The organism is Kribbella pratensis (genome assembly GCF_004365355.1).
Lineage (GTDB): Bacteria > Actinomycetota > Actinomycetes > Propionibacteriales > Kribbellaceae > Kribbella.
The window spans coordinates 2,750,463-2,762,978 of the sequence record NZ_SODP01000001.1; the positions used below are offsets into that span (position 1 = coordinate 2,750,463).

At 68.0% G+C, this 12,516-nt stretch carries 10 protein-coding genes; 6 read left to right on the forward strand and 4 right to left on the reverse strand.

Annotated features, from left to right (window positions below; genetic code table 11):
• The first annotated feature begins 63 nt into the window (after window positions 1–63).
• Window positions 64–1,308, forward strand: a complete 1,245-nt coding sequence (locus EV653_RS12995) for a low temperature requirement protein A (protein WP_202871581.1) — start codon at window positions 64–66, stop codon at window positions 1,306–1,308.
• Here the strand turns inward: EV653_RS12995 and EV653_RS13000 are convergent.
• Entirely contained in the window at window positions 1,271–1,828 is a 558-nt protein-coding gene (locus EV653_RS13000) for a TetR/AcrR family transcriptional regulator (protein ID WP_134102093.1), read from the reverse strand. The genes EV653_RS12995 and EV653_RS13000 overlap by 38 nt on opposite strands.
• Window positions 1,829–1,916: 88 nt before the next feature.
• On the opposite strand from EV653_RS13000, the gene EV653_RS13005 reads away from it, so the two are divergent.
• The gene (locus EV653_RS13005; protein WP_134102096.1) at window positions 1,917–2,825 is read left to right on the forward strand and encodes an SDR family oxidoreductase; all 909 of its coding nucleotides are present in this window, start codon (window positions 1,917–1,919) and stop codon (window positions 2,823–2,825) included.
• Here EV653_RS13005 and EV653_RS13010 read toward each other — a convergent pair.
• Both EV653_RS13010 and EV653_RS13015 read right to left on the reverse strand, forming a co-directional pair.
• Window positions 2,822–3,814, reverse strand: a complete 993-nt coding sequence (locus tag EV653_RS13010; protein WP_134102099.1) for a Gfo/Idh/MocA family protein — start codon at window positions 3,812–3,814, stop codon at window positions 2,822–2,824. The two genes, EV653_RS13005 and EV653_RS13010, sit on opposite strands and share 4 nt — an antisense overlap.
• 10 nt (window positions 3,815–3,824) lie before the next feature.
• Complete coding sequence (locus EV653_RS13015) at window positions 3,825–4,805, reverse strand: Gfo/Idh/MocA family protein (protein ID WP_134102102.1); 981 nt, start codon at window positions 4,803–4,805, stop codon at window positions 3,825–3,827.
• A gap of 169 nt (window positions 4,806–4,974) precedes the next feature.
• On the opposite strand from EV653_RS13015, the gene EV653_RS13020 reads away from it, so the two are divergent.
• From EV653_RS13020 to EV653_RS13030, 3 genes are read left to right on the forward strand one after another with little or no spacing between them, the layout of a single operon-like run.
• Window positions 4,975–6,105, forward strand: a complete 1,131-nt coding sequence (locus tag EV653_RS13020; protein ID WP_134102107.1) for an ROK family transcriptional regulator — start codon at window positions 4,975–4,977, stop codon at window positions 6,103–6,105.
• 58 nt (window positions 6,106–6,163) lie between these two features.
• A complete protein-coding gene (locus tag EV653_RS13025) occupies window positions 6,164–7,897 on the forward strand; it encodes a DUF4832 domain-containing protein (protein ID WP_238159701.1) in 1,734 nt (577 codons plus the stop codon).
• Window positions 7,898–7,914: 17 nt separating this feature from the next.
• A complete protein-coding gene (locus tag EV653_RS13030; RefSeq protein WP_134102110.1) occupies window positions 7,915–9,348 on the forward strand; it encodes a DUF4832 domain-containing protein in 1,434 nt (477 codons plus the stop codon).
• A 99-nt stretch (window positions 9,349–9,447) separates the two neighbouring features.
• Here EV653_RS13030 and ftsH read toward each other — a convergent pair whose 3' ends face one another.
• The gene (ftsH, locus tag EV653_RS13035) at window positions 9,448–11,502 is read right to left on the reverse strand and encodes an ATP-dependent zinc metalloprotease FtsH (protein WP_134102113.1); all 2,055 of its coding nucleotides are present in this window, start codon (window positions 11,500–11,502) and stop codon (window positions 9,448–9,450) included.
• Between the two features lie 64 nt (window positions 11,503–11,566).
• Between ftsH and EV653_RS13040 the strand changes: the two genes are divergently transcribed.
• Entirely contained in the window at window positions 11,567–12,496 is a 930-nt protein-coding gene (locus EV653_RS13040; protein WP_134102117.1) for a nucleoside hydrolase, read from the forward strand.
• The last annotated feature ends 20 nt before the right edge of the window (window positions 12,497–12,516 follow it).

A 12,516-nucleotide genomic window follows, 5' to 3' on the forward strand; every position in this document is an offset into this window, starting at 1 on the left:
CAGTCACACCTGAGGCTTGTGTCCTGTCTCACTGGTTGACGACGCCTGACGAAGGGACACCCCGTGCCGAACGCCACGGTCCGGATCCGCGTGCGGATGACCGCACGGCCGATCGACGAGCCGAACCGGGTCTCCAGCCAGCTGGAGCTGCTGTTCGACCTGACCTTCGTCGTCGCGGTGGCCGCGGTCACCGAGCAGTTCGCACGGACGATCGCGGCCGGTCACGGCGGCGACGGCGTACTGCCGTTCCTGCAGGTGTTCTTCGCGATCTGGTGGGCCTGGATGAACTTCACCTGGTTCGCGTCGTCGTACGACACCGACGACGTGACGTACCGGATCCTGACCATGGTGCAGATGGCCGGAGTGCTGCTGCTCGCGGCGGGCGTTCCGGCGGCCGCGGACCACGGCGACTACGTGATGGTCACGACCGGCTACCTGGTCATGCGGCTCGGGCTGGTCTCGCTCTGGCTGCGGGCGGGCATCGAGGACCGGGCCTCACGCCGTACTGCGTTCCGCTACGCGTTCGGTATCGGGGCGTTGCAGGTGGGCTGGTTCGGGCGGCTGTATCTCGCCGACGCGGGCGCGTCCGACACCGTGCTGCTCATCGCATTCATCATCCTCGCGATCCTCGAGCTATCGGTGCCGCTGTGGGCCGAGCGACCACGGGCCACGCACTGGCACCCCCACCACATCGCCGAGCGGTACGGGTTGTTCACGATCATCCTGCTCGGCGAGGCGGTCCTGGCCTCCTCCAACGCAGTACGGCGTGCTGTCGAGGAGACCGAGGTGAGTGCCGAGCTGATCGCGGTTGCCGCGTGCGGTCTGGTGATCCTGTTCGCGTTGTGGTGGCTGTACTTCCTGCGCCCGGCTGGCCCGCGGCTCGAGGAGCGCCGGGATCGCTCGTACCGCTGGGGCTACGGCCACTACGGCATCTTCGCGTCGCTCGCCGCGCTCGGCGCCGGCCTGGAGGTCGTCGTCGAGCAGACCAGCCACGACCTGCACATCTCTCCGACCGCCGCGAGCTACTCCGTCGCCGTGCCGGCCGCCTGCTTCGTTGCGCTCCTGTGGGGCGTGCACAGGATCATCTCCGAACCGTCCCGCATCCACCTCGGTACGTCGTTCGCCGGCGTGGTGGTCCTGCTGCTCCTGCCACTCGCGACCCCGCAGGTCGGCTCGGTGACCGACCTCGCTCTCATCGCGGTCACCTGTGTCGCCCTCGTCGCCGTTGCATCCTGGGACGAGATCGTCAAACAGTCAGGCGGGACAGGGGTTACAGGGTCTTCAGTGTCTTCAGCGTCGACCGGATGACGTCGGCGATCGGTTCGCCGTCCGGGGCGGAGATCCATCGCTCGAACGACACCCGGAACACCGCGACCCCGGTCTCGGCCGCGAGCGGCGCGACGTCGGCAGCCACCCCTCGCTCGAGCAGGCCCTTGGTGAGCGCGGACGTCAGCGCGGCCATCTTCATCAGTTCGCGCTCGCGCAGCTCGGGGGTCGCATTGATCAGGTCCTGACGGCGGCGTGAGTAGTCCCGGGGGATGTCGTCGAAGAACTCGGCCGACGCCAGGACGGCGGCCGCGACCGCCTCCATCGGCCCCGCGTCCGCCGGAGCATCGGCCAGCGCCTTCACCATCGACTGTTCGAGAAGCTCGGATCCGGCGAACAACACCTCGCGCTTGTCCGTGAAATGCCGGAAGAACGTGCGCGCGGTGACACCGGCCCGGTCGGCGATGTCGGCGACGGTCGTGCCGTCGAACCCGCGCTCGGCGTACAGCGCCATCGCCGCCTCACGCAGCCGCCCGGCGGCATCCGGTTCCCACCGTCCCATGGATCGATCCTAGCTGATGTCATTGACTGACATCAGAAGGTGTAGCATCGTGATGTCAGTCAATGACATCACTGAGAAGGGATCTCGCATGCGCGTGTTCATCACCGGAGCGTCCGGGCACGTCGGTTCGGCCGTCGTACCGGAACTCCTGCACAACGGCCACTCGGTTCTCGGCCTCGTCCGCTCCGACGAGTCGGCGAAGCGCCTCACGAGCTGGGGCGCCGAGGTCGTGCGCGGTGACCTCGACGACCTCGACCGCCTGCAGGCGGCGGCTGCCGCGGCGGACGGAGTCGTGCACCTCGCGTTCCGCCACGACGCCATGCAGGCGGGCGATCTGGCCGCCGCTGCCGCCTCGGATCTCGCCGCACTGCAGGCGATCGGCGACGCTCTCGCCGGCACCGACAAGCCACTGGTCAGTACGTCGGGCACAGGCATGCTCGCCGGCATCGTCAAGGACCGGATCGGGACCGAGGACGACTTCGATCCGTCCGGCGGGTACCGCATCGACGCGGAGAACTTCGTCGTCGAGCTCGCGGCCAAGGGCGTCCGTTCGTCGATCGTCCGGCTACCGCAGATCACCCACAGCCGGCTCGATCACCACGGCTTCGCGCCGTCGTTGATCGCCTTCGCCCGCCAGAACGGCTTCTCGGCGTACGTCGGTGACGGGGCCAACCGCTGGCCGTCCGTGCACACGCTCGACGCCGCAACGCTCTATCGCTTGGCGCTCGAGTCGGCACCGGCGGGCACCCGTCTGCACGCCGTCCAGGACGAGGGCATCGAGTTCCGCACGATCGCGGAGGCCATCGGCACGGGGCTCGATCTTCCGACCCGCGCGGTGACGGCGGAGGACGCACCGCAGTACCTCGGTTTCCTCGCCCACTTCGCGACCATGAACACTCCGACGTCCTCGGCCCGGACGCGCGAGCTGCTCAGCTGGCAGCCCACGCACCCGGACCTCCTCGCGGATCTGGCAGAGGGGTTCTACTTCGAGGCTTAGACCTTGAGTACTGGCGCGATCGTCTTCGATCGGGAGCCTTCGTACGCCGCGAGCAGGATGCCGAGGACGGCGATCCCTTCCTCCTCGGTATGCAGCGGACGAGTCTTGCCGAGCAGGGAGTCGGCGAAGTGGCCGATCTCGGCGACGAAGGTGTCGACCGGTTCGAAGTCGAACGTCTCGGTCTCGCCCGAGCGCAGGCGGTAGGACAGCGTCGTACCGTCACTGGTCAGTGAGCCGAGCTCGCCGACGGCGGAGAAGCGCTCGGTGGAGGCGGCCGGCTCGTACGCCCAGCTGGTCACGAGCTGACCGACGACTCCGTTGTCGAACTTGATCAGGACCTGCGCGGAGTCCTCGCCCTCCATGAACTTCAACCGGTGCGTGGAGAGCATCGCGGTGGCCTCGACCGGCAGCCCGCCGGCGAGGTGCAGCATCAGATAGGTGGGGTGGTACCCGGTGTCAATGAGCTCGCCGCCGCCACTCGTCTTGCTGCTCGCCCGCCAGCCCATCGAACTCGGGTCGAAGTCGTTGTAGAAGCTGTCGGTCGTCCGTACTTCGTAGACCGTGCCGATCGTCCCGGCCTCGAGCAGCTCCTTGGCCTTCGCGACCGCCGGCATGAACAACTGGTTGTGCGCGCACATCAGCGTCACGCCGTTCTTCACCACCGCTTTGCGCACATCGGCTGCTTCCTCGGCCGACAGACACAACGGCTTCTCGCACAGGACGTGCTTGCCGGCCTCGGCGGCCGCGACGATCGCGTCGCGGTGCAGGTGGTGCGGCAGACAGATGTCGACCGCGTCCAGCTCCTCGTTGGCCAGCATCTCCCGGTAGTCCGTGTATGGCGTTGCGCCAAGCTCCTCGCCCCGCTTCTTCGCCGTCTCCTCGACCGCGTCCGCCACCGCCGTCACGCCGATCTTGTCCGCGTGCTGCTGGTAACCCTTGATGTGCGCCGAGGCGATCCCGCCAGCCCCGATCAGTCCGACCTTGAGCATGACTGTCTCCTCAGTTGTAGGCGATGGCGTTACCGGTCTTGGCGGCTTCGTTCGCAGCCACCACCAAACGGGTCAACTCGACTGCGCGCGCGATGTTGTCGTCCGCGCGGGTCCCGTTGTTGATGTGATCGACCCACTGCGCGAACGCGTCGGTCGAGTGCTCCGGGACGTCCACCTGCTCACCGTTCACCAGCAGCACGTTGCCCGCGTCGGTGTACGTGAGCGTGCCGTCCGTGCCGAACAGCTCGATCGTGAACGGGTTGGGGCTCGCGAACCCTGCCTCGATCACACCGATCTTCTGGTCCGGGTATCCGACGACCACGACAGCGTTGTCTTCCAGACCGCGCTCGGCGATCGAGCGGTACGTCGCACTGACCGTGTCGGGATGCGCGCCGAGGAACAACTGGGTCAGGTACACCGGGTGGCAGCCGAGGTCGGTGAGCGCGCCACCGATCGCGGTCGACGGCTCGAAGAACCGCTGCGGCAGCCAGCCCTCGACACCGTCGCGCGGGATGGCGCCGTCGTGCGAGAGCCGGACCCGGCCGTACGTGATCGTGCCCAGCGTGCCGTCGTCGATGACCTCGCTGATCGCCTGCGTGTAGCCGTGGTAGAGCCGCGGCAGCGACACGATCAGCTTCACGCCGGCTTCGTCGGTCGCGGCAACGATCTCCTCGGCCTCGGCGACCGTCGGCGCGAGCACCTTCTCGGTGAAGATGTGCTTGCCGGCCCGGGCCGCCTTGACCATCACGTCGCGGTGGACATTGGTCGGCGTCGTGATCACCACACCGTCCAGGTCCTCCCGCGCAAGCAAGGCGTCGAGGTCGCCGGTGAACTCGACGCCGAACTGTTCGGCGGCGGCCTTGCCGCGCTCGGCATCGTCGTCCCAGACGGCCACCAGGTCCGTCCCCGGGTGCGCCTGAGCCTGCCTCGAGTAGTCGCCGGCATGCACGTGCCAGAAGCTGAGGGTCGCGATCTTCAGTGGGTTGGACACCTGGTCCTCCTGATGCGAAAACGTTTCGGATCGACCGTCGGCAGATCACGGTACAACGTTGTCAGGAGGTCTGGACAGGGGTGCGGCGCGCCCTTTCACACGGTGAGATCCGCGCGCAGCCGGAGTGCTTATAGTTATCCGGGAGTCCTGGATAACTAGAGGAGCCGCGATGAGTGAGGAGCCTGTCGGCGGGGATCTCTCGCGGTTGCGTCAGCTCAACGCATCCGCCGTACTGCGGGAGTTACGGGGCGATCAGCCACTCACGCTGACCGAGTTGTCGAAACGCACGGGGTTGTCGCGCGCTTCGACCGAAGATGTTGCACGCGACCTGCTCGGACGCGGGTGGCTGGCCGAGGTCGCGCCGGCGTCGGGGTCGGTCGGGCGGCCGGCGCGGCGGTACCGGTTCAACGCCGGGGCGGGCCGGTTGCTCGGGGTGGACATCGGCGGACACAAGGCACTCGCCCTCGTCACCGACCTCGACGGCGAGGTGCTGAACCAGACCCGCATCACGGTCGATCCCGAGGCCGGCCGGCGCGAGCGACTCGCAGTGATGGACCGCTGCGTGGCCAAGGCACTGGCCGGCGCGGGCGTCGAGGCCGGTCAGATCTGGTCCACAGGCGTGGCGACCACCGGGCTCGTCGACGGCTCCGGCAAGGTGATGCTCTCCGACTCCCTCCCGGAGTGGAGCGGCGTCGACCTGGCCGCCCACGTACGCCGCCTTGTCCCCGGACCTGTCCGGGTGGAGAACGACTGCAAGCTGGCCGCCCTGGCCGAGACCTGGCGTGGGGTGGCCCGCTACGCCAAGGACGTCGTGTTCCTGCTGGCCGGGCTCCGAACAGGCGCCGGGTTGATCATCGACGGCAAGCTCCACCGCGGCTTCGCGAACTGGTCCGGCGAGATCGGCGCCCTCCCCGCCGCAGGGTGGTTACAAGCCCCGAAACACCTCGAGAGCTGGCTCGAGAACGCCTCGACGTCCGCCGGATTCGAGAGCGTGTTCCTCGCCGCTCGGGAAGGAGACCGGGACGCGACCCGAGCAGTGCGCGGATACGTGCGTGATCTGGCCGTGGGGGCCTCGGCTCTGGTGCTCACCCTGGATCCTCAGCTGGTGGTGATCGGGGGCGGGTTCTCGCGGTCGGCGGACGTGATGGTCGAGCCGTTACGGCGGGAGCTGGACCGGTGGTGTCTGCGGACGCCCGAGATCCGGGTGTCGGCGTTCGCCGACGAAGGGGTCGCGCTCGGCGCCGTACGACTCGCGCTCGACGAGGTCGAGGCGACGATCAGGACCGGCCTGAGACCTTGACATAATTTTCCTGGACTCCATGATTATTCCATCGCCCCGCCCAGCGAGAGGAAGCATCATGATGCGTCCGTTCCGCCTGCTCAGCGCACTCCTCACCGGTGCACTCCTTGCTGCCCTGCTGGTCTCCCCCGCCGAGGCGGCGATCAGCGGCACCTCCGCGACCAACACCGCCACGACCGTCACCTACCGCTTCTCCTACACCGGCACCCCGCAGTTCCTCCGCGTGTACGTCGACGCCGACCGCAACGCGTCGACCGGGTTCGCGCAGGCAGGCACGGGCGCCGACTACCTGCTCGAGAACGGCAGCCTGTACCAGCACACGGGCACCGGCTGGAGCTGGACGCTCATCCGCACGGTCACGTTCTCCAGCTCAGGCGGAGTCGCCCAGTGGACGGTCAACCGCTCGGACCTCGGCGAGACCGCGACCCCGAACGACGCGGACCTGATCTTCCAGGTAGAGGCTCCGCTCGAGACGTCCACGAAGTACACGCAGGTGTACTCCGGTGGCACCAGCGGCACCGTGACCTACACGGCGTCCTCCGAGAACTTCTCCAACCCCGAGCGCGGCTTCTATCACCACACCGGAGACTGCGACAAAGCCGACTTCTCCCAGAGCACCCTGCAGAGTTACCGGACCGGTCAGGGCATCTCGCTGGTGATGTGCGTCTTCTACTTGGCGGAGTACAAGAACGGGCCGATCGCACAGGCGGCGCTCGATCAGCTCCAGCAGCAGATCGACACCGTGCGGGCGGCCGGTTTGAAGATGGTCCTCCGCTTCGCGTACACGACGTCGACCACCGGCGACGACACCACGAAGGACCGGATCCTGGCTCATCTCGACCAACTGGCGCCGTACCTCAACTCCGGCAAGGACGTCATCGCTGTCGTCCAGGCAGGTCTCATCGGCGCCTGGGGTGAGTGGTACTACACGCAGAACTTCGGCAACGCGGGCACGGTCACGTCGACCGACTGGGCCAACCGCAAGGCCGTCACCGACAAGCTGCTGAGCGTCGTCCCGTCGACGCGGATGATCCAGCTCCGTACGCCGAAGTTCAAGCGCACCATGTACTCGACGACCGCCGTACAACCGGGGGCCGCTTACAACGGTTCGGCGCTCTCGCGGATCGGTCACCACAACGACTGCTTCCTCGCCAGCCCCGACGACTTCGGCACGTACGAGAACACGTCCGTCGAGTACCCGTACCTCCAGGCCGACACGACGTACGTCCCGATGGGCGGCGAGACCTGCGGCTCGAACCCGCCGCGCTCCAGCTGCCCGACCGCGACCGGCGAGCTCGCGCAGTTCCACTGGTCGTTCATCAACACCGACTACGAGCCGACCGTCCTCAACTCGTGGAACACCGGCGGCTGCCTCGCGGACATCAGCAAGAACCTCGGCTACCGCTTCCGCCTCGAGTCCGGCACCTATCCCGCGACAGCCTCCGCGGGCGGCAGCCTGCCGATCTCGTTCACCGTCCACAACGACGGCTACGCGACGCCCTTCAACCCCCGCAGCCTCGAGCTCGTACTGCGGAACACGTCGACCGGCTCGACCTACAAGCTCGCGATGAGCTCCGACCCGCGCCGCTGGACGGCGGGTACGTCGACCACGGTGTCGCAGACCCTCACGCTGCCCACGAATCTTCCGGCAGGTTCGTACTCCCTGCTGCTGAACCTGCCGGATCCGCTTCTGTCCACTCGCCCCGAGTACTCCATCCACCTCGCGAACCAGGGCACCTGGGATGCGACGACCGGGATGAACTCGCTCCTGCACACGCTCACCGTCAGCTAGTCCGAGGAGACACCCGCATGAGACGGCTTGCCGCAAGCCTCGCGGTGGTTGGGTTGCTGCTACCGACCCAGACCGCGATGGCACACCACGCTCCCCCGAGCACTACTGTCACCTACAGCACGTCCGACGAAGTGATCTCGAATCAGGAACGTGGCTTCTACCACCACGCCGAGACGCACTACTACGCCGACAACTCCGGCTACGTCCCGCTCGACGTCACCAAGCTGCGCAACTTCCGGACGCAGGAACACATCACCCAGATCCTCCGCCTGTTCTATCTGGAGAAGTTCGCCAAGCAGGACGTGATCGACCAGCACTACCTCGACCTGATGCAGGCCGACTTCAACACCGCACGGGCCGCCGGGGTGAAGATGATCGTCCGGTTCGCCTACGCGCTGCCCGGTGACGGTTGGCCGCCGCCGACGCCGTACGGCGATGCGCCGGTCGCCCGGGTCGTCAAGCAGATCAAGCAGCTGACGCCGATCCTGCGGAAGAACGCCGACATGATCGCGGTCGTCCAGTCCGGCTTCGTCGGCCTGTGGGGTGAGGGCTACTACACGGACTACTTCTCGAACCCGGCTGACCCGAGCCAGGTGTCGGACCAGAACTGGGCCGACCGCAAGGCAGTCATCGACGCGCTGCTCCAGGCGCTGCCGAAGGACAAGATGGTCCAGGTGCGTACGCCGTACATGAAGCAACGGATGTACGGCCTGCCGACCGGGACCGCCGGCGGGCTCACCGCGCAGCAGGCGTACAACGGGTCCGCGGTCGCGCGGATCGGGCAGCACAACGACTGCTTCCTGGCCAGCCCGGACGACTTCGGCACCTACCTGAGCGACCCGCTCCAGCTGGACAAGGATTTCGTTGCCCAGGACACCAACTATGTGCCCGAGGGCGGCGAGACGTGCGGTGTCGACGCACCGCGCTCGGAGTGGCCGTCCGCTTCGGCCGAGATGGCCCAGCTGCACTTCTCGTTCCTGAACATCGAGTACCACCCGGACGTGCTGGCGAGCTGGGGCGACAACATCACGATCGCGAAGCAGAAGCTCGGCTACCGGTTCGCGCTGACCCAGTCCACGGTGTCGCAGTCACACGGCAAGGTCGACGTCGGCGTGAAGATCCGGAACGACGGCTGGGCAGCGCCGTACAACCCGCGGCAGGTGCAACTGGTGTTCCAGAACTCCAAGCACACCTACCGCATCAACGTTCCGGCCGATCCACGCCGCTGGGGCGCCGGCCAAACCGTGAGCCTGAACTGGAGCGTCAAGGTCCCCGCAGGCAAGTACAAGGTCCTCCTCAACATCGCCGACCCCAAGCTCCAGTCCCAGTCCCACCTGCCCGGCTCCACCGAGACCTACAACGCCGTCTACGCAGTACAACTCGCCAACAACGGCACCTGGCAACCAACCACCGGCTACAACGACCTCGGCCAAACAGTAACCATCGGATAAGCCCCCAACATCAAGGCGACCTCCCGCCCGGCGCCACACACCAACCAGCGCCGGCAGGAGGCCCGCCCAGATCCGGATCCTCCCCGTCGGAGACGCTGGTCAGGCGCCGTCTCGGGGGGCTGGTTGGGGTTGGGCGGTGGTGGTTGCGGGGGCCTCGTGGGGGATGCCGGCGGCGGCGTAGGCGTCGGCTTCGTCGAGGGTTTCGTGGAGGAGGAGTTGTTCGGCGATGGAGTCGAGGCGGGGGCGGTTGTCGCGGAGGAGGCGGCGGGCCTCGGCGTAGCACTCTTCGATCAGGCTCCGGACCTCCGCGTCGACGGTGTTGAGCAGCTCGTCCGACACTCCGGCCGTCCGCGCGTCACCCTCGGGCGGAAGGATCGACACCGGCCCGATCGCGTCGGACATGCCCCAGCGGCCGACCATCGAGCGGGCGATCCGGGTCGCCGTCTCGAGGTCGCTCTCGGCGCCCGTGGTCACAACCCCGAGCACCTCCTGCTCGGCCGCCATCCCGCCGAGTGCGCCGATGATCCGGCCGCGCAGATACTCCACGTCGTACCCGTACCGGTCGGTGTCCGGCGTCGACAGCGTCACGCCGAGCGCACGGCCGCGCGGGATGATCGACACCTTGCGGACGGGATCCGCGCCCTTCTGGATCATCCCCAGCAGGGCGTGCCCGCCTTCGTGGTACGCCGTACGCCGGCGCTCTTCCTGGGGCATGACCACGTTCCGCGCCGCACCGAGCTGGATTTTCTCGAGTGCGTCGGTGAGATCGCGCTGGGTGATCTGCGACTTGCCCTGCCGCGCCGCCGCGAGGGCTGCCTCGTTCAGCAGGTTCGCGAGATCGGCGCCGGTCATCCCCGGGGTGGATTTGGACAGCGCGTTCAGGTCGACGTCCGGGGCGAGCGGTTTGCCGCGCGCGTGCACCTTGAGGATCGCCTCGCGGCCCGGCTGGTCCGGCGCGTTTACGGTGATCGTGCGGTCGAACCGCCCGGGCCGCAGCAGCGCCGGGTCGAGGACGTCGGCGCGGTTCGTGGCTGCAAGCGTCACGACGCCCTCGGTGCCGGAAAAGCCGTCCATCTCGGTGAGGATCTGGTTCAGCGTCTGTTCACCCTCGTCGTGCCCGCTGATCGAGCGGGCGCCGCCGCGAGCACGGCCGATGGTGTCGATCTCGTCGATGAAGATGATCGCCGGCGCCACCTTGCGTGCCTCACCGAACAGCTCCCGGACCCGGCTCGCGCCGACGCCCACGATCATCTCGATGAACTCCGACGCGCTCGCGGAGAAGAACGGCACGCCGGCCTCGCCTGCGGTCGCGCGGGCCAGCAGCGTCTTGCCGGTGCCGGGTGCGCCCTCGAGCAGGACGCCCTTCGGCGCCCGCGCCCCGAGCCGCCGGTACTTCTCCGGATCCTTGAGGTAGTCGACGACCTCCTCGATCTCGGCCTCGACCTCGTCGATCCCGGCGACGTCGGCGAACGTCACCCGCACCGTGCTCGGATCCACTGGCTTCTTCTGCTGGCCGCCGCCGCCGAACAACCCGCCGATACCGCCGAGACCACCGGAGGCGCGCTGGCGCCGGAACAACCACCAGTAGAACGCTGCGATCAGCAGGAACGGGCTGAGCGAGATCAGCAGGTTGAGCAGTACGCCGCGCTGCGCGACCACCGGGGTCGCCCGGACCGTGGCGCCGCCCTTCTGCAGGTCGCCGTACAGGTTGTCGTTGGCGAACGTCGGCCGCTCGGTCGTGAACTTCGTGTAGGTCTGGTCGGTCTTGCCCGGCACCGGCGCGGCCTCTTTCAGCCGGCCCTGGATGGTGTCGCCGCGGGCGAAGATCTCGGCGACGTTGTGCTTCTGCACCTGGGCGGTGAAGTCGGTGTACGCGATGGTCTGCTGGGCGCCGGACATCTGGTCCTGCATCGTCGTGAGCAGGAACAGCACGAGGTACCCGCCGAGGATCCACGCGGCCCACTTCCACCACTTCGGGCGGCGCGGCTTGTCGCCGTCACCGTGCCCGGGCGGCAGGCCCTCGGTCCGCCACGGCTTGTGCGGGGGCCGCCGCGATCCGTCGCCGCGATCCCCCGGACCCGAGTCCCGACCGGAGCCGGGCCCGCGGTCGGCCGTGGACTGGTCCTGCGGCGGCGGCTGCTCCTTCTCGCTCATGAAGCCAACATAGGACCTGAACCGTCCCGGAAACAGCAACAACTCCAGCGTCGTACCCTGGCGCATGGCCAGACCTTTCATCCTCGACTGTGATCCCGGCCACGACGACGCGATGGCGATCCTCCTCGCGGTGGCCGATCCGGCTGTCGACCTGCTCGCGGTGACGACCGTCGCCGGCAACCAGACCGTCGACAAGTGCACGGTGAACGCGCGCCGGGTGCTGTCGCTCGCGGGCGGGGCCGGCATCCCGGTCGCGCGTGGTGCGGATCGGCCGCTGGTACGGCGGTTGCGCATCGCGGACGACGTCCACGGAAAGACCGGTCTCGACGGGCCGCTCTTCGACGACGAGCCGTCCGTGCCGGAGTCGCCGTACTCCGCGCACGAGCTGCTGGTCGACGTACTGCGGACGACGCCGGCGACGATCGTGGCGACCGGCGCGCTGACGAACATCGCGCGACTGCTCGCCGACGAGCCGGGCCTGGCCGCGAACATCACCGAGATCGTCTGGATGGGCGGATCCACCGACCGCGGCAACATAGCACCGCTCGCCGAAGCCAACGCGTACGTCGACCCCGAGGCGGCGGATCTCGTCGTACGGTCCGGCGTGCCGTTCACGATGTGCGGGTTGAATGTGACGCATCAGGCGCTGGTGACGGCCGGCGTCCTCGCGCGCTTCGAGCAGCTCGGGACGCCGCTGGCGCGGGTGTGCATCGAGTGGATGACTTTCTTCGCGTCCACCTACCGGGAGCTGTTCGGCTTCGAGTCACCGCCGCTCCACGATCCGGTCGCGGTCGCGCGGGTGATCGAGCCGGCGATCGTCGGCTGCGTCGAAGCAAACCTCGTCATCGAAACCCGAGGCGAGTGGACCTCCGGCGCAACCGTCGTCGACCTCGACGGCTACACCGGCCGCCCGCCCAACGCGCGGATCGCCGTCACCCTCGACCAAGCCGTCTTCTGGGACCGGATCGTCGCCGCCGTGTCTGCCCTCAGCTGACTCGTCTGCTGACAGCGGAA